Origin of the sequence: Singulisphaera chitinilytica (genome assembly GCF_049331405.1) — a bacterium.
Taxonomy (GTDB): Bacteria; Planctomycetota; Planctomycetia; order Isosphaerales; family Isosphaeraceae; genus PoT.
Genome location: NZ_CP186274.1, coordinates 6,185,708 through 6,203,253, shown reverse-complemented (window position 1 = coordinate 6,203,253; position 17,546 = coordinate 6,185,708). Strand labels below are relative to the sequence as shown.

The 17,546-nt window shown below is 66.5% G+C and carries 14 protein-coding genes; 8 read left to right on the top strand and 6 right to left on the bottom strand.

The genetic code is table 11. From position 1 onward, the window contains the following. Positions 1–5 precede the first annotated feature (5 nt). From ACOYYX_RS24615 to ACOYYX_RS24585, 7 genes are all read left to right on the top strand, one after another. Complete coding sequence (locus ACOYYX_RS24615; protein WP_422924634.1) at positions 6–404, top strand: STAS domain-containing protein; 399 nt, start codon at positions 6–8, stop codon at positions 402–404. After that, positions 385–789, top strand: coding sequence for an anti-sigma regulatory factor (locus tag ACOYYX_RS24610; protein ID WP_422924632.1), 405 nt, complete (start codon positions 385–387; stop codon positions 787–789). The genes ACOYYX_RS24615 and ACOYYX_RS24610 overlap by 20 nt, the downstream gene beginning before the upstream one ends. Then, positions 786–1,826 carry a SpoIIE family protein phosphatase gene (locus ACOYYX_RS24605; RefSeq protein ID WP_422924630.1) on the top strand — a complete coding sequence of 347 codons (1,041 nt, stop codon included), beginning with the start codon at positions 786–788 and terminating at the stop codon, positions 1,824–1,826. Before ACOYYX_RS24610 ends, ACOYYX_RS24605 begins: the two co-directional genes overlap by 4 nt. Next, on the top strand, positions 1,823–3,991 hold the full coding sequence (locus tag ACOYYX_RS24600; protein ID WP_422924628.1) for a response regulator: 2,169 nt from the start codon (positions 1,823–1,825) through the stop codon (positions 3,989–3,991). Before ACOYYX_RS24605 ends, ACOYYX_RS24600 begins: the two co-directional genes overlap by 4 nt. After that, entirely contained in the window at positions 3,984–5,933 is a 1,950-nt protein-coding gene (locus ACOYYX_RS24595) for a response regulator (RefSeq protein ID WP_422924626.1), read from the top strand. The genes ACOYYX_RS24600 and ACOYYX_RS24595 overlap by 8 nt, the downstream gene beginning before the upstream one ends. 111 nt (positions 5,934–6,044) lie before the next feature. Then, on the top strand, positions 6,045–6,530 hold the full coding sequence (locus tag ACOYYX_RS24590; RefSeq protein ID WP_422924624.1) for a hypothetical protein: 486 nt from the start codon (positions 6,045–6,047) through the stop codon (positions 6,528–6,530). Between the two features lie 128 nt (positions 6,531–6,658). Continuing rightward, on the top strand, positions 6,659–7,825 hold the full coding sequence (locus ACOYYX_RS24585) for an Mrp/NBP35 family ATP-binding protein (protein ID WP_422924623.1): 1,167 nt from the start codon (positions 6,659–6,661) through the stop codon (positions 7,823–7,825). Positions 7,826–7,946: 121 nt separating this feature from the next. Here ACOYYX_RS24585 and ACOYYX_RS24580 read toward each other — a convergent pair whose 3' ends face one another. Continuing rightward, positions 7,947–8,516, bottom strand: a complete 570-nt coding sequence (locus ACOYYX_RS24580; protein WP_422924621.1) for a cupin domain-containing protein — start codon at positions 8,514–8,516, stop codon at positions 7,947–7,949. Positions 8,517–8,738: 222 nt separating this feature from the next. Here ACOYYX_RS24580 and ACOYYX_RS24575 point away from each other — a divergent pair, with 222 nt between their 5' ends. Beyond that, on the top strand, positions 8,739–9,320 hold the full coding sequence (locus tag ACOYYX_RS24575) for a TetR/AcrR family transcriptional regulator (RefSeq protein WP_422924620.1): 582 nt from the start codon (positions 8,739–8,741) through the stop codon (positions 9,318–9,320). Here the strand turns inward: ACOYYX_RS24575 and ACOYYX_RS24570 are convergent. The 5 genes from ACOYYX_RS24570 to ACOYYX_RS24550 form a co-directional block, all read right to left on the bottom strand. Further along, positions 9,281–10,612, bottom strand: coding sequence for a TolC family protein (locus ACOYYX_RS24570; RefSeq protein WP_422924618.1), 1,332 nt, complete (start codon positions 10,610–10,612; stop codon positions 9,281–9,283). The two genes, ACOYYX_RS24575 and ACOYYX_RS24570, sit on opposite strands and share 40 nt — an antisense overlap. Further along, positions 10,575–11,597: an RNA polymerase sigma factor gene (locus tag ACOYYX_RS24565; RefSeq protein ID WP_422924616.1), complete on the bottom strand. Its 1,023-nt coding sequence runs from the start codon at positions 11,595–11,597 to the stop codon at positions 10,575–10,577. The genes ACOYYX_RS24570 and ACOYYX_RS24565 overlap by 38 nt, the downstream gene beginning before the upstream one ends. A 315-nt stretch (positions 11,598–11,912) precedes the next feature. Then, positions 11,913–14,762 (bottom strand): sigma-70 family RNA polymerase sigma factor, encoded by a 2,850-nt coding sequence (locus ACOYYX_RS24560; protein WP_422924614.1) that lies wholly within the window; start codon positions 14,760–14,762, stop codon positions 11,913–11,915. Positions 14,763–14,877: 115 nt separating this feature from the next. After that, positions 14,878–15,609, bottom strand: a complete 732-nt coding sequence (locus ACOYYX_RS24555; RefSeq protein ID WP_422924612.1) for a DUF72 domain-containing protein — start codon at positions 15,607–15,609, stop codon at positions 14,878–14,880. A gap of 240 nt (positions 15,610–15,849) precedes the next feature. Continuing rightward, positions 15,850–17,412 (bottom strand): N-acyl-D-amino-acid deacylase family protein, encoded by a 1,563-nt coding sequence (locus ACOYYX_RS24550; protein ID WP_422924611.1) that lies wholly within the window; start codon positions 17,410–17,412, stop codon positions 15,850–15,852. Positions 17,413–17,546 lie beyond the last annotated feature (134 nt).

Genomic DNA, 17,546 nt, shown 5'->3' with positions numbered 1-17,546 from the left:
CTGCCTTGGAACGCATCCCTATACTCAGGATGGGCGAATTCCTGGTCGTGAGCATCCAGGTTGACATGCACGACCGCCTCGCCATGTCCCTCCAGGACGACCTGACGAACCGGATCTCGGAGACGGGCGCCCACGGGGTCCTCATCGACATCTCGACGCTCGACATGGTCGACTCCTTCATCGGCCGCATGATCAGCAACATCGCCGGCATGTCGCGCGTGCTCGACGCCGAGACCGTGGTCGTGGGCATGCAGCCGGCGGTCGCGATCACACTGGTCGAGCTCGGCCTCACCCTCTCGGGCGTGCGCACGGCGCTCGATATCGACAAGGGGATGGCCCTCCTGCGCTCGGCGGTGAAGGGGCGACTGACGGAGGGTGATGACGATGGTCGTGTCGAAGACTGACACGCTCGAGATCCGCTCCTCCACCGACGTCGTCCTCGCCCGGCAGGCCGTCCGCACCTGGGCGATCGAGCTCGGCTTCAGCCTGGTCGACCAGACCAAGATGGTCACCGCCGCCAGCGAGCTCGCGAGGAACACGATCGACTACGGCAAGGGGGGGACCATGCGGATGGAGATGCTGACCAATGGCATCCGCAAGGGGCTCCGGCTCTGCTTCGAAGATCATGGCCCGGGAATTGCCGACATGGAGCTGGCGCTCACCGACGGCTATACCAGCGGCTCGGGACTCGGGATGGGGCTGAGCGGCTCGAAGCGCCTCGTCAATGAATTCGAGATCGAATCGCGCGTGGGCGAAGGGACCCGCGTCACCATCACGAGGTGGAAGTGACCAACCTCCCCGACCAGCCCATCCGCTTCGAGATCGACGACCCCTCGAAGATCGGGGAGGCCCGGAGGAGCGCCACGACCTTGACGAGGGCCCTCGGCTTCGACGAGACGGAGCAGGGCAAGGCCGCGCTCATCGCCTCCGAGGCCGCCTCCAACCTGCTCAAGCACGCGGGGCGGGGGGACCTGATCTTCAACATCCTCGACCGCGAGGACGGCGTCGGGCTCGAGGTCCTGGCGCTCGACCGCGGCCCCGGGATGAGCGACGTGTCCCGCTGCCTCGACGACGGCTTCTCCACCACCGGCACGCCCGGCAACGGCCTGGGCGCGTTGAGACGCCTCGCGACCGAATTCGACATCTACTCGATCCCCGGCGAGGGGACCGTGCTCATGGCCCGACTCTGGCGCCTCCGCCGCGAACGGCCAGAGTCCCCCCCGGTCGACTACGGCGTGGTGGCCTCTCCCGCCGTCGGGGAAGAGGTCTGCGGAGACGCCTGGGGCCTGGCCAGGCATGAGGATTCGAACACGAGCCTCGCCATGATCGCCGACGGCCTGGGGCATGGGCCGCTCGCCGCCGAGGCCGCCCGCGCGGCGGTCGCGGCCTTCCATGAGCAGATCCGCCTGGGCCCCGTCGGCATCCTCGAGGCCGCCCACGCCGCATTGAAGAGCACCAGGGGCGCCGCGATGGCGGTCGCCCAGATGGATCGCGAACGGGGCGAAGTCCGCTTCGCGGGCGTGGGCAACATCGGCGGCTTCGTCAGCTCGGCCGCCGAGTCGAGGCGCGTCGGCATGGTCTCGCAGAACGGGATCGTCGGGCACACGGTCCGCAAGGTCCGGGAATATACCTATCCCTGGAACGGCGTCGACCTCTTGGTCATGCACTCCGACGGCCTCGGCTCGCAGTGGAGCCTCGACCGGTATCCGGGGGCCTCGGCGAAATCGCCGAGCCTCATCGCGGGACTCCTCTACCGAGATTACAAGCGGGGCCGTGACGACGTCACCGTCCTGGTGGCCCGAGAGATCAGCGCGAGCCGCCCATGAACACGCCCTTACTCTCCCTGCAAATCCGCCTGGAGCTGGACATCGTCCTGGCCCGCCAGCGTGCCCGCCAGATCGCGGGGTTGCTGGGATTCCCCCCCCTCGACCAGACGCGGATCGCCACGGTCACCTCCGAGGTCGCCCGCAATGCGCTCGAGCACGGCGGGGGGGGGAAGGTCGAGTTCCTGATCGAGAGCCAGGACTTGCCCGGCCTGCGCATCCGGATCCACGAGCGCGGCACCGGGCTGCCCGAATTCCGGGCCCTCCTCGAGGGGCAGCCCGCCTCGCCCGGCGGCCGGCCGCTCAGCAGCCTCGGCACCAGCCCGATCATGGACCAGTTCCAGGTCGAGCCCGGCCCCGGCCCCGGCGTGATCGTTTCGATGGTCAAGGTCCTGCCCAAACGCAAGACCCCTTTCAGCATGCAGGAGATCTCCAAGCTCACCTATGAGCTGGCCCGGCAGGCGCCCAGGAACCTGATCGAGGAGATCCAGCAGCAGAACCAGGAGCTGCTCCAGACGCTCCAGGAGCTGCGCGATCGCCAGGCCGAGATCGCGCAGTTGCACACGAGGGAGCTGGAGGAGACGAACCGAGGGGTCGTGGCCCTCTATGCCGAGCTCGAGGAGAACGCCAACGCCATCCAGCGGATCTCGGACCTGAAGTCGCGCTTCCTCTCGAATATGAGCCACGAGTTCCGCTCGCCGCTGAACACGATCCTGACCCTCTCCGGCTTCCTCCTCGAGCGCACCGACGGCGAGATCACGCCCGAGCAGGAGAAGCAGGTCAACTTCATCCGCAAGGCGGCCGAGGGGCTCTCGGGCCTGGTCAACGACCTGCTCGACCTCGCCAAGGTCGAGGCGGGCAAGGCGGTCGTCCGGGCGCAGTCGTTCTCGATCGCCGACCTCTTCGAGACCTTGCAGGAATCGACGAAGCCCCTGCTCGGCCAGAAGGCGGTCGAGCTGGTGTTCGAGGCCCCGACCGGCCTCCCCAACCTCTACACCGATGAGGGGAAGGTCCTGCAGATCCTCCGCAACTTCATGTCGAACGCCATCAAGTTCACGGAGCAGGGGGAGATCCGCGTCTTCGCCTCGGCCGGCCCCGGCGGGATGATCATCTTCTCGGTGACCGACACGGGCATCGGGATCGCCATGAAGGACCGCGGCCGGATCTTCGAAGAGTTCGGCCAGGTCGAGAGCCCCGTCCAGGCCAAGGTAAAGGGGACGGGCCTGGGCCTGCCGCTGTCGAGGAAGCTCGCCGAGCTCCTGGGAGGGACCGTCTCGGTCCGGAGCGAGCTGGGCGTCGGCTCGACCTTCTTCGCCATGATACCCACGCGCTACGTCGCGAAGGACGAGCAGCAGGCGAACGCCGATGGGCGGTCGAAGCCCTCGGGCCCGAGGTTCCCGGTGCTCGTGGTCGAGGACGACCCGATGGACCTCCTGCTCTACGAGAAATTCCTCGAGGGGTCGGAGTTCCAGATCCTCCCCGCGCGCAACCTCTTCGAGGCGCGTCGGGCCCTGCGCAAGGTCAGGCCGGTCGCCGTGATCCTCGACATCGTCATCGAGTCGGAGAGCGGCTGGACGCTCCTCGACGAGCTCAAGAAGGACGACGCCACGAGGGACATCCCCGTGCTCGTGCTCACGGTCGTCAAGGACCGGGAGCAGGCCATGGCGTTCGGGGCCCACGAGTTCCAGGTCAAGCCAATCAACCAGTCGTGGCTCCAGGAGACGTTGAGGTCGCTGAAGCATGCGGGGGAGATCGAGAAGGTCCTGATCATCGACAACGAGGAGAGCTATCGCTACCTTCTCAAGGAGATCCTCTCGCTCCAGGGGCGTTTCGCCTTCATCGAGGCGGAAGACGGCGAAGAAGGGCTCGAACGGGCCCGGGACACCCGGCCCAGCGTGATCTTCCTCGACCTGATGATGAAGGGGATGTCCGGATTCGAAGTGCTCGAGCACCTCAAGGCCGACCCCGCGACGAAGGCGATCCCGGTCATCGTCAACACGTCCAAGCTGATCGACGATGATGACCTGGGGCGTCTCACCCCGAATACGGCGGCGATCCTCCCCAAACGGGCCGAGACCCGCGAGGAAGGGGCCGTCCGGGTACGCGAAGTGCTCATCAAGGCCGGCCTCGAACCCGCGGCCCCTCGAGAGGGCTTTGCCCATGGCTGATTCGCCCAGATCCGCAACGATCCTGCTCGTCGACGACGACGACGGCAAGCGCTACTCCATCGCCAAGATCCTCGGCCGCGCGAACTACCAGACTCGCGAGGCGACCACCGGCGCCGAGGCCCTGCAGCTCGCCGCGGACCTGAAGCCCGAGCTCGTGATCCTCGACGTCAAGCTGCCGGACATGAGCGGGTTCGAGGTCTGCCGCCGGATCAAGTCCGACCCGGTCATGGCCACCATCCCCGTGCTCCACATCTCGACGACGTTCGTGGACATCGAGGACAAGGTCCAGGGGCTCGAAGGGGGCGCCGACGGCTACCTCACCGACGTCCTCGAGCCCCTCGAACTGCTCGCCACGGTGAACGCCCTGCTGCGGGCGCGCAAGGCCGAGGAGGCCGCGCAGCTCACCGCCAAGCAGTGGCAGGTCACCTTCGACGCGATCGGCGATGGCGTCCTCCTGCTCGACCAGGACGCCAAGGTCGTCCAGATCAACAAGTCGGTCGAGCGGATCCTGAGCATCTCCTGGAACCACGTCGTCGGCAAGGACGTCCACGGCTTCCTCTCCATCGCCGAGAACCCCGACGACTCGCCGTTCCTCCGCATGCTCGACTCGCGCCGCCGCGAGGCGGCCGAGATCCGCAGGGGCTCGCGCTGGATCAGCCTGGCCATCGACCCGATCCGGACCGCCGAGGGGACCGTCAAGGGGGCCCTCTGCATCATCTCCGACATCACCGACAGGCGCCTGATGGAGGAGGAGCTCCGGCAACGCGCCGAGGAGCTCGCCGCGGCCGACCGTCGCAAGAACGAATTCCTGGCGATGCTCGCGCATGAGCTGCGCAATCCCCTGGCACCGATCCGGAACTCGCTCGAGGAGATCCAGCTCAACTCGGCGGGAGATCCGGCCATCGAACAGGCGGTGGACGTGGCGGGGCGGCAGGTCCGCCACATGTCCCGCCTGCTCGAAGACCTGCTCGACGTCTCCAGGATCACCAGCGGGAAGGTCCAGCTCCGCAAGGCGCCGGTCCAGCTCGGCGACATCGTGGCCCATGCCCTGGAGACTTCCGGGCCGATCATCGTGTCGAGCCAGCACCAGCTGGTCGTACACCAGCCCGCCGAGGCGATATGGGTGGACGGCGACGCTACCAGGCTCGAGCAGGTGCTGTCCAACCTCCTGAACAACGCGGCGAAGTATAGCGAGGCCGGGGGCAGGATCACCCTCTCCGTCGGACGCGAAGGGGACGAGGTGGCGATCCAAGTCGAGGACCAGGGGATCGGGCTCTCTCCCGAAATGCTCCCGCGCGTCTTCGACCTCTTCTCGCAGGCAGACCTCTCGCTCGACCGCTCGCAAGGGGGGCTCGGCATCGGCCTGACGCTCGTGCATAGCCTGGTGGAACTGCACGGGGGGACCGTGGTCGCCCGGAGCCAGGGGTTGGGCCACGGCAGCCAGTTCGTCGTCCGGCTCCCCATCCTGACGACGGCCGAGCCCTCGGCCAGGGCCGAGGCGACCCCGCCCCCCAAGCCTCGAGCCTCGACCAAGAACCTCCTCCTGGTCGACGACCACCACGACGCGGCGATGAGCCTCGCCCGGGTCCTGCGGCTCTGGGGCCACAAGGTGACAGTCGCCCACGACGGCCCAGCCGCCCTGGACGCGGCGGCGGCCGATCGATTCGACATCGTACTGCTCGACATCGGCCTGCCCGGCATGGACGGATACCAGGTGGCCGAGCACCTGCGAGACGATCCCGGAGTAGGCCCGCTCACCCTGGTCGCCCTCACCGGCTACGGGCAGGACGACGACCAGCGCCGCTCCAGAGACGCCGGCTTCGACGTGCACCTCGTCAAGCCGGTCGACCTGAACGACCTCCGCAAGCTCCTGGAGCGCCCTTCCCGCCCCATCGATCCCGACGATACCGATGCGCCACTCGCCGACTCTAGCCCGAACTGATAGAATCGAGTGGGCTCGAATGAGCGGGCGGGACGCAAAGGACGGCACCGGTCGCGGCTTCGAGGTGGGTCTTTCGGCCGGGCGAACGATAACGGGGACGGTCGCAACCTCGTGGTGAATCTACCGCTGGTCGTACACGAGCGGTTGGGGAACTGGGCCCGGCAGCTTCGCCCCCGGCTCGCCGCCTGGCCGGTCCGCCTCGTCGAGTCGCGGTCGACGGCCGACCTGCTCGATGTGCTCGGCGGCACGGCCTGCCCGATCGTCGTGATCGACCTGGCCAGGCAGTTGAAGCCCGGCCTCGAGGCCCTCGACCACGCCCTCCAGGCCTCCTCCCAGGCCATGGTGCTCGTGCTCGACGCCGAGGCCCACGACGGGGTCGAGATCCTGGCCCGGGAACTGGGCGCGACCCACGTGCTCTCCGGCCCGTTCACCCCCCCGGCCGTCGCCCGCTTGATCGAACGTTGGATCCCGATCGCCCTGCGTCGCACCGAGCAAGACGGCTGGTCGAGCGCCCGCAAGCCCTCACCCGAACCGGAACCCTGGAACTGGCTGGCCCCTTACCTCACGCCCACCGCGGCCCGTAACCCGCGGCCCTGACCGGCCCATGCCCAGGTGGCTCCGCCCGAATCATCAGACCCCCGCGATCGAATCGTTGCCGAAGGTCCGTCGGTCCATCCCACCCCGCAAGGTAAGGCCCAGAAACGCTTAGAGAGGATATTCATTCGATGTTCGGCAAGAAAACCCCGACCCTCACCGAGCAGGACGTTCTCGGCGCCTTGAAAGGGGTGAAGGATCCCGACCTTCATCGCGACCTCGTCGACCTCGGCATGATCAAGGACATCGTCATCGGCGAGGGCACGCTCGGCCTGACGGTCAAGCTGACGACCCCCGCCTGCCCGATGAAGGCCAAGATCGAGGCCGACGTCCGCCAGGCCCTCACCTCGCGCCTGGGGAGCGACTGGACCTTCAACGTGACGATGACGGCCGAGGTCCGGGGCAAGGGGGTCGCCGAGAAGGGGGACATCCCGGGCGTCAAGAACGTCATCGCCGTCGGCTCGGGCAAGGGAGGGGTGGGCAAGTCGACGATGGCCACGGCCATCGCCTTCGGGCTCCAGGCCTTCGGCGCCAAAGTCGGCCTGATGGATGCCGACGTCTACGGCCCGTCCATCCCGCACCTCGTCGGGGCGACCGGCCGCCCGATGGCCAAGGGGGAGCGGATCCAGCCGATCGAGGCCGGCGGCCTCCGCCTGATGTCGATGGGCTTCCTGCTCGAGCCCGAACGCGCCGTGATCATGCGCGGGCCGATGCTCCACGGGATCATGACTCAGTTCCTCCACCAGGTGGACTGGGGGACGCTCGACTACCTCGTCATCGACCTGCCGCCGGGCACGGGGGACATCCCCCTGACGCTCTCCCAGGCCTTGCCGCTGACCGGGGCCGTCGTCGTCTGCACGCCGCAGGAGGTGGCCCTGCTCGACGCCGTCCGCGCGGTCTCGATGTTCCGCCAGCTCAAGGTTCCCATCCTGGGCATGATCGAGAACATGAGCTTCTTCGACGTCCAGGCCTACCTCCAGGAGCGCGGCGGCCCCAAGGCCCAGGCCTTGCTCCAGAGCCAGGGGCTCTTCGAGAACCCCGGCGACGAGCGGGCCTACCTCTTCGGCAAGGGCGGGGCTCGCCGCAAGGCCGAGTACCTCGGCGTCCCGTTCCTCGGCGAAGTTCCCCTCAACATCAACGTCCGCGAGCGCGGCGACGAGGGTAACTTCAAGGAGGCCCTGGCCCCCGGTTCGCCTTCGCGTCCCTACCTCCTCGGCGTCGTCGAACAGCTCGCCGCGCAGATCAGCATCCAGAACATCAAGACGCCCAAGATGCCCAAGCTCGAGATCCTCAACTGAGGCTCGAACGCCGGCCCTTTCGCGAACGCAAATCGGGACTGGTCCCGAGGCCCATCGCCTCGGGACCAGTCCCGTTGGTTCTTGTACAACGCATCACCTCGCCACGATTCGAACCGACGCATCAAACAATCGAGGTCGGCCACGCGATGCGTCCCGGCAATCCGACGGCGTCCGACCTCATCCTCAAGCCGAAGCGCCTGGCCCTCGCCTGGATGACGAGCAGGCAGAGATCCTCCGACGCCGTGTTCCGCCAGGCTCGCACCGTGGCCGGACTCACGCGCAGAACGGATCCTTCGGCGACCTCGACTGCCTGGCCGTCCATCAGGAACTGACCACGCCCCGAGGTGACGATGTAGACGACCTCGTCCTTGCGGTGTCGCATCGCGAAGGGAGTCGCATCGCCGGGATCGACCCGGATGAACATGAGTTCGACGCCCGTCCTGCCGAAGACCTCGCGGAGGATCGGCCGGGCGAGGCCGGTGAAGGGGGGCAGGAGCCCGAATTCGGACGACTCGTAGAGCCGATCCAACCCTTTGGCATGGTGGGCGGAGAACGGCGGGGCCTCGTCGAGCCGCCGGGCCGACAGGGGCGACCCCGCAGACGTCGGCGCCTTCTTCGAGCCGAGCTTGCCGGAGGCCCCACGCAAACGCCCCTTGAGGAGTTCCAGGGCCGAAATATCGCTGCGTTCCATGTCTCCACGCCCCGGAATCCCGCGAGCGCCGCGAATCCCTCCCCCTCAACCCGGGCCCGATCGGCCCATAACTGACCGAGGGTCATTAATAAAGATCATTGTGTCGCGGGAGTAGGAAGTCAAGGGTTGGGGCATGGGGTTGTGGTCGGGGGCGGGCAGGACTTAGCATGCAGCCGGGCGTCTCGGGCATTGGCCGGGCGCCGTCGAACCCGAGGGACATCCGTGCGAATCGCCGACCCCGAGAAGCTGCCTCGCATCCTCGCCGCCGCCGCCAGGCTCTTCGCGGAGCGTCCTTTCGCCGAGGTCCGCATGGGGGACATCGCCGAGGGGGCGGGGGTGGCCAAGGGGACGCTCTACCTGCATTTCAAGGACAAGGAGGCCCTCTTCCGCGCGATGGTGGCGGAGGTCTCGGGCCGTCGGCTCGACGAGGTCCAGGCCAGGATGGCGGGAGTCTCGGGCTCTGGCGAGCAGTTGCGGGCTTTGATCCAGGACGCGGTGCGGTTCTCGGGCGAGTATCCCCACTACCTCGAGACGATCCATCATCTGGACGGCAACCCGCCGCGCGGGGAGGACTCGGCCATCCGCAGCCGGCGGGAGCGTCTCTTCGACCTGATCGAGGGCCTCTTGCGTGAGGGCCACGCCTCGGGCGAGTTCGCCGCACCCCACCCGGGCCGGTCGGCGTTGGCCCTCCTGGGGATGATGCACCGGGTGATGATCTCGACCCCTCGCCCCTGGCCCGACGACCTCGCCGACTGGATCGCCGATCAGTTCCTGCTCGGCGCCGCGAGGGGCGGCGGTGCCTGAACGCCGGTGGCCTCGCCTTCTCTGATTGGCGGCATCACGACCGGATCATTATTGCGATCCGGCTTCAGCGACCCGCGGATCTCGATCGGCAGAGAGCCGATCTTGATGGAGAGTTGGAACGAGTAGCCTTTGCCTCCCCTCATATCAGACACCCTCTCGATCTCTTTCGTCTGGGGGAGCGGATTCGCGGCCGGGGTCTTCTGCAGTTCCGGCGGGGCCGCAGGTGCGGGCAATCCTGTTTGATCTCCAGTCGGCGGCATCGTTGCCATGCCCCTGCGACCCAGTCGGCCCGTGATCACCTCGATCCCGTCATATTCGAGCAAAGTCCCCTGGGCCTCTTCCAGGGCGGCGAGGGAGAGCGTGTAGGTCGCCTTGAACCTGGCTTCCGTCGCAAGGGCGTTGGCGTACTGACTCACGGCGTCATGATAGCGGTCGATCGAAACTTTTCTTTGATCATATAACGTGTGCTGAGATTTGAGACGATCGTCGGCCGCAGATCGGAGATTCTTGGCCGCCTCGAGTTGCTTGTAGCCCGCATCGACTTCGAGGAAGCAACGCGCCAGTATATGCGTCGACTGATCGATCAACTCCTTCTGATCGGATGTCAGCGCATCGAAGCCGGTTCGAACGGCTGGTGGAAGATCCGATGGAGACTCGTTGATTCGTAACGCGAGGAGGGCATTCCGCACTTCCTCGATGCTCACCTCCGACACGAGCATGGGGTGATTGGCCAGCATTTTCGACAGGGATTTGTCCCAGTCTGGTGACACCTTGGCTTCGACCGGCGGGGTGACTGCGACGATCCGGCGGTTATCGCTCTGGGGTAGCCCAAGGACCTTGCGAAGCTGTCGTTCGACCGTGATTCGGTCTGAAGTCTTAGTGATAAGGTCGAGCCGAAACTGCTCGAGTCTCTGCCGGGTCTCCGCGACGTCAGCAACGGTGCCGCTCCCCGTTGCCAGATCAGCCTCGGTGGCGCGATGAATCTCTTCCGCCAACGCGATGGCTTTCTCGCTGGCCGAACACATTTCAATGACCTGTGCCAGTTCCCAATACTGTTGCTCGACGGAGAAGAGGTAGCCCATGACCTCGGCTTTGAATCGAGGAGAGAGAGTAGCCGATTCGCTAGGGCCTATCCTGTAGATGGGACCGACCGGTCGCCGCGTGGCGTGAGAGGGTTCCGGGGCGAGCCCCCCATTCGGGCGCCCAACTGAGGAGTTCAGCCTGTTAACGGCCAGCACGCGTACGGTTTCATTGTTATCCAGCGCGATCCCGATCGCATCGCGGAGCGTCAACTTCCAGATCTCCCCCCTGGGAGCCGGGGCCGGCGAGGCCTTGGGGGCAGCAACGGCCACGGGCTCGGGGCGAGGGGCTTCGGCCTTCGGGCCCGGGTCGGTGGGTTCGACGCGGGCGACGGCAACGACGCCGGCCGCGACCAGCGCGACGGCCAGGCCCACGGTCGCCACATTCCTCAACGAATTCAGAAGCATCGGCCTCAATCCTCCCTGGATGAGTCTGCGTACGCTCTCCGAAACCTCGACGGCCGCCGTCCCGGGGGACAGGCTCCGTACCGCCGCCCTGACGGTGATTTCCGCGGCCCGCTCGACGATCCCCGCCCTGGCCGCGTCGGCCATGAGGGCGACCTCGAGCCGCGGCCGTCGACGACAGCCCCGCACGGATCAGGCGCTGGCGTAGTCGGGCCCGGCCCCGCGACCGCCAGCTCTTGACCGTCCCGACGGGGCAGTTCATCTCGCGTGCGGCCTCCTCGGAGGTCCGCCCTTCGAGGTCGCACAGCACGATGGGGATCCGAAAGCGGTCGGGCAAACGCAGGATCTCCGCGTGCAGCACCCGGCCCCATTCCGGGTCGGCCTCGATCTCGTGCTCGACGGCCTCGTTGAACCTCTCGGCGACCCGACGCTCGTGCCTCTGGCGTCTCAGGTGATTCGCCCGCGCACAGGACGAGGTCCGATACGCCACCTGATGCAGCCAGGGGCCCAGCGAGTCGCGGACCCAGAGCGTGCGGGCCTTCCTGACCAGGATCAGGAACGTCGCCTGAAACGCATCCTGCGCGTCGTGCGAGTCGCCGAGTTGAGCCCGACAGACGCGCTCGACCATCGCCCCGTGGCGATCGACCAGGGCCGCGAACGCGAGCTCGGCCACCTTGCCATGTCCGGTCGCGAACCGCTCCAGCAACTGGCCGTCGGTGAGTTCGCGGGTCGCCCCGACGAGAAACAGCGTATTCAACTCACGCCGGCAGGCGTTTTCCCTGTGTATCGCCACGAGTCTGATCCTCGGTCCGTCTTGCCTTCGGGCGCGTCGACACCAGTAATGTGACGGCAATCGGCGAGGGTTGCGACTTTTTTCGATCCGCGATGGACCGGGGGAACACCCCGGGCGGCGTGATCCCTCCCGGCGTCTGGCAATTTTATCGAAGCGGGGAGGCTCGGGTGAGGAGAGGTGGATGATAGAGAGACGCCCCGACGTAACGCGACTGGCTTACTGCAATCAATACATCAGACATTATTGATTCGAAACAACCACGCTCAGCGAGAACGAGGAGCTGTCCCGGATTTACTTTCTGACATCAGCACAACCTCATTTTGGCGACTTCACCACGATATCGCCCAGGTCGCGGACCTCGCCCGGTTCGAGCTTGATATTTGCGAAGAGTTCGCCTTGAGTACCGCCGTTTCTCCCTAGGGCAGAGGCCGAAAAAATGGCCCCGGGAACAAGGTCGATCCGGAACCGCCCATGCTGGTCGACGGCACACGGGGTTTGGAACGAACCGGCCAGGGGATCAGGCTTCTCCGAAGATCCATAGCTGGCGATTTCAAGCCTCGTCCTGGGGTTTCCCTCTTCATCAACAATCCGGCCGGTAATGCTGGCCGAAGGGCGGAGGGTCAGGGTCGCCGGGCCGGTGGCGTCCGCGGTGATCAGGGCCCACCCCGAGAGCTTTCGACCCTCGTGCAAGGCCATCACGAGGCGAGGCGTGCGCGGGTCGAGTCCCACAATCTCGAATGTCGCGGAATCCAGCGGGCTCCTCGCCCAAAGCCTGTACGGTTCCCTGCCAAAGACGACGCAACCGACGACGGGCTTGCCGTCGGATTCGACGATCGAGGCCGAGGCCGTTCGCCCCGGATCAAGTTGGAGTTCCAGCGGAGCCTGCGAGGCCCCGACCTGGAGATCATAAGGGACGAGCAGGTGGAAATTGTCGGCAAACGGAAAGGCAGGGTAAGCCGGCAAGGATGTGTTGGTATCCTTGGGCTGGATCAGTTCCTTGCCAACGCCCAGGAGGTACTGATCCGAGTTGGCACGCACCCCGAGGAATCCCTGGCCCGGCACGGCGGCGATGGCGAATCGCCCCGACTCATCAGAAAATGTATATGTCGGATACGTACTATCTCGAAACCCGGGATAATCCTTGATGTGGGGATTATTGCTCAGGGCATATGACTCGATCCTGACAGACTTGAGCGGCGAGCCCGAACGTTTATCCACCACGCGGCCCCGGACCAGGACGCCTCGCTTGAGTCGAAGGTCGATCCTCGCGGGGGCCAGTCCAGGCGAGTTCGACGCCTCGACGAATGACCCTGCAAAATAGGGTTGATCTTTCCCGTTGAAGACAAAGATCTGGTAGCGATCGCCACGGGCCAATCCCGTCAGATGGTAACGACCATTCTCGTCGGTAGTCACGCTGTTTTCATCGTAGTAAAGGCCGCTGCGACCTCCAGATTCATTTCCGTTGATACGTATTCCGGACAGGGGCTCTCCTGAATCAAGGTCCCGGATAACCCCTGTCACTGGCTTGCAAGGGGCGACGGCGAAATCGAACCGAGGTCCGTTGAAAATCATCGTTTCTGGGCCGATGATTTGCGTTCGCGCCGACCATAGCGGCGGTACATCCTTGGTCATCGCAAAGGTCCGCGTCGTGACGATCGTCTGTCCGGAGACCACAAACATAACGACCCGTTCACGGCCGACCCCGTCGAGGCGAAATCGACCATCGGGCCCGGTCGTTCGTTCTTGCTTGAAGGGCATTTCGTGAAGGCCGCCCTGATGTGGTCCTGTGGGATCCGCCTTCATACCCTCGATCCAGGGGGTCAGATCCCCCGCGGGAGCGTCGAAAATATCGGATGTGCGGATCACCGCTCCTTCGACCGGCTTCCCTTCGAGGTCGATGATTCGTCCCTCGATCGGAAGATCATCCTTGACCAACCGGACGACGACATCCCGGATCGCGCCGGAGTAATTCCCGACCGCAGCCCTCCCCGGGCCGAAACCTGGGGCCATCGCGATGAGTTCGGGAGCGAATCGGTTTCTCCCGCTGGAAAGTTGTTCGACCAGATCCCGGGGTGCCCGCAAGGAGAATCGGCCATCGGCCCCGCTCGTGGATATCGGCTCATCATCACGCTTGACGATGTACCCCATGAAGTGAGCCAGGCGGATCGTGGCCCCGACAACGGGCTTGCCGTCGGGGGCCAGGACACCGCCGCGGAGTTCAACAGTCTCTGCCGGCTTCTCGGCAGTGGGCTGGGCAGGAGCCGAAACACGAGCCGGCTTCGGCGCAGCCTCGGGCGATTCGGCAGGGGGCTTGTCGCCGCCATTAGCGATCGCGAACGACACGGCGCAGGCCAGGGCGAGGGCGGGGAAGGCGAGTTTGAGCCTCGACAGGTTCCAGGCCCAGCGTAGCCGGCCGGCCAGAAGCATCGCACTGGCCGAGGCGGTCGCACGCCGAGAGGCGACTTCCACGGCTACGCGCAAAAGGGCAGGCGAAGCGGCCGCGAGGGCCGCGGGCTCGGAGGAGGAGAAGGCGCCGACGATCGCGACGGCGCCGGTGATACCACGGCGGGTCAGGCCGCTTTTAAGCCGCTCGCGGGCCTTGGTGAGGCGGCTGCGCAGGGTCGGCTCGGTCCAGCAGAGGGATCGGGCGGCCTCCTCGTAAGTCGTGCCTTCGAGGTAGCAGAGGACGACCGGGGCCCGCTGCTGATCGGGGAGGCGCTCGATCTCCTCGTGCAGCGTGGCGAGGTCGTCGCTGCGGCGAGACTCGTGCCCAAAGTCAAAGGCCTCGGCAACCCTCGAGCCGGCCTTGATCTCGCGGAGCCGACGGCGGTCCGACTCGAGATTCGCCTGGACGGCGACGCGATAGGCGACCCGGTAGAGCCAGCCCCCCAGCGAGTTCTCGACCCGGATCGACCGGGCCTTGCGGGCGAGCGTCAGGAAGGTGGCCTGGAAGGCATCTTCGGCGTCGTGCTCGTCCTTCAGTACCGAGCGGCAGACGCCCAGCACCATCGGCCCGTGCCGGGCGACGAGGGCCTCGAACGACGCCTCGTCGCAGGAGGCGGCGAACCGCTCCAGCAGGCGAGCGTCGGGGAGGCTCGCGACGGCCTCGCCGTCATAGAGCCGCTGAATCTGCCGCAAGGTCACGCCCAGCGCCGAATTCGCCATGGTCCTCGCCCCTCGGGTTGCGGAGTGTCTACCAAGAATAAGGGAGCCAACCCGCAAACCCTCTCGACCATTTCCGCGAATTCGTCGCGATCCTCCAAACCTGGAACTTCATTCGTCAGGAACGGGCCCGCCGACCCGAGGCCTGCAGGCGATCCCAGACGGTCAACGCGTCGACCGTTGCGGCGCCAAGGGCCGTGTTGTCGAAGATGCACCAGCATGGAGTCGAGGTGGACGCCTCGGCGAGCCGCTTCGACATCGCTTCGAGCGCCTCGGGCTCGTAGGGCGAGTAGTACATCTCGGGCGAACCGTGGAGCCGAAAATAGAGCAGGCCGGGCCAGCCACCGGGCTCCGCGGCGGAGGGGACGACGGCGGGGTCCGCCGCCACCCTCGCCACCTCGTAGCTCGCGAGCAATTCCTCGGCCTCGGGCGAGAACCAGGTCTTATGCCTCGGCTCGCAAGCGAGGAGACCGTCGAACCGCCCTCGCAAGGAGGCGAAGAAGGTGTCGACGACCTTCGGCTCAAACCGCAGGCTCGGCGGCAACTGCACCAGGAGCGGGCCTCGCTTCTCGCCGAGCTCGGCGGTCTCGTCCAGGAATAGCCCGAGCGGTTCGTCTGCGTCGACGAGGCGTCGCGTATGCGTGACTTCCCTCGGCACCTTGGCTGAAAACCGGAAATCGGCGGGCGTCTCCTCCGCCCACTTCGCGTAGGTCGAAGGTCGATGCGGGCGGTAGAACGACGAGTTGATCTCCACAGCCGGGAGCATCCGGGCGTATCGCTCGAGATGGCTCCCTTCCTTGTCGAATGCGGCGGCGTGCTCCTTCGGGATCGACCACCCCGCACATCCCACACGAATATCCCGAGGATGCCCACTGCGCACGTTCAGGCCCCTTGCAAGATGAATGCTCGATGCAGATTGCACCAGACCTCAAGATGTTTTTGGCCTGAGCAACCGCAATTTTGTGGCGGATCCTGACCGTCGAGGCGCGCATGGCCGCGAACCGCCTGCGCCTGAGGTCATCAGGGCAAGCGGATCTCGTGCCAAGGCGCATCGAATCTCGAGGGACCCCTCGATAATGCCTGCTCGGGCTCAACCCCGTCGCAGGGCCCGGCCCGGGGTGGCGCCGGTGGGCTCGCCGTTGTGGAGGACGAGGGTACCGTTGACGAGGACGTGGTCGACGCCCTCGGCCAGGGTCCGGCCGTGGGCATACGTGGATTTATCGATGACGGTGGCGGGGTCGAAGATGGCGATGTCGGCGACGAAGCCGGGGCGGAGGATGCCTCGGTCCGTCAGCCGATAGCGCCTGGCGGCGTGGGTGGCGAGGTGGGTGATCGCCTCGGGCCAGTTGTAGTCGCCGAGCTCGCGCGTGTGGTGGCCCAGGAACCGGGCGTAGGCGCCCCAGCCACGCGGGTGGGGGGACGAGCCACAGAAGATCCCGTCGGAGCCGGCCATGTGGGCGGGGTGCCGCAGGATGGCCCGGACGTCCTCGTCCGTCCGGACCCCGGCGCGGAAGCCGAAGATGCCGACGGCCATGCCCGAGGCGATCAGGCTCTCACACACGAAGTCGCCCGGGGCCATGCCGGCTCGCCTGGCGGCGTCCGTGACCGTCATCCCCTCGGCCCAGCGCCAGTCGGGGTTCGCGGTCATCGTGATCGTGGTGGTCTCGAGCGGGTAGGGGGTGGGCTTCGAGAACCACTCCTGGTTCAGACGAGAGCGGACCGCCTTATCCGAGAGCCGCTCGACCGTCGCCTCGATCCCCCCTTCCTGCACCCAGGGGGGCAGGGCGATCATCCCCAGGATCGTGCTCCCCTTCAGGTAAGGGTAGGTGTCGTACGTCAGGTCGAGCCCGAGCGCCCGCCCCTCGTCGATCAGGGGGAGCAGCAGGTTGGCCGGGCCGTTGTAGTGCGAGATGTGCGAGGCGACCCCCGTGGCCTTGGAGATCTCGTAGACCTCGTGCATGCCGACGGCCGCATCGAGCCCGTACGCCCGCATGTGCGTGACATAGACGCCGTCCATCGGCGCGATGGCCTCGCAGAGGGCGCTGATCTCGCGGGTGTCGGCGTAGCGGCTCGGGATGTACTCGAGCCCCGTCGAGAGCCCGACGGCCCCGGCCTCCATCCCCTCGCGGACGATGGCCTGCATCGCCTTGATCTCGGCGTCGGTCGCGGGGCGAGGGTCGAGGCCCATCACCTCCATCCGGACGTTGCCGTTGGGGATCAGGTAGGCCACGTTGAGCGCCGTGGTGCGATCGAACCGGGCGAGGTACTCGGGGATCGTCGACCAGAAGTACTCGAGGTCGGGCGGGTTGCCGTTGAACCCGGCCGTGTAGCGCCTCATGTAGTCGAGCGTGGCCGGGGACGCCGGCGCGAACGAGCTGCCATCCTGGCCGATGATGTAGGTCGTCACCCCTTGCCGGAGGGCCGGCAGGTGGATCGGGTCGGTCAGGAGCATCAGGTCGCCGTGGACGTGGGTGTCGATGAACCCGGGGATCACGTACTTGCCTTCGGCGTCGAGCTCCCGCGTGGCCGTCGCCCCGTCGAGCCGCCCCATGTCGGCGATCATCGAGTCCAGGAGCCCAATCTCGGCCCGGTAAGCCGGCCCGCCCGTTCCATCGATGACCCAGCCGTTCTTGATGATCAGGTCGAAGTTCAATGCGGGCTCGCTTGCCGTCGCGGGCGTTGTGGGGTGGGGGTTGTCTCGGCGCCAAGGGGTTGCAAGGCGCGTGGGCCGATGGAGGTCCGCTCAACCCTCAGGTCTGAACGGACTTGCCATCGGCGATACGGGCG

Bases quoted from the DNA above. Each gene is read 5' to 3' on its own strand.
- ACOYYX_RS24580 (WP_422924621.1), bottom strand. From the start codon at position 8,516: ATGGAACGCAGCGATATTTCGGCCCTGGAACTCCTCAAGGGGCGTTTG.
- ACOYYX_RS24560 (WP_422924614.1), bottom strand. From the start codon at position 14,762: ATGGCGAATTCGGCGCTGGGCGTGACCTTGCGGCAGATTCAGCGGCTC.
- ACOYYX_RS24595 (WP_422924626.1), top strand. From the start codon at position 3,984: ATGGCTGATTCGCCCAGATCCGCAACGATCCTGCTCGTCGACGACGAC.
- ACOYYX_RS24610 (WP_422924632.1), top strand. From the start codon at position 385: ATGGTCGTGTCGAAGACTGACACGCTCGAGATCCGCTCCTCCACCGAC.
- ACOYYX_RS24585 (WP_422924623.1), top strand. From the start codon at position 6,659: ATGTTCGGCAAGAAAACCCCGACCCTCACCGAGCAGGACGTTCTCGGC.
- ACOYYX_RS24600 (WP_422924628.1), top strand. From the start codon at position 1,823: ATGAACACGCCCTTACTCTCCCTGCAAATCCGCCTGGAGCTGGACATC.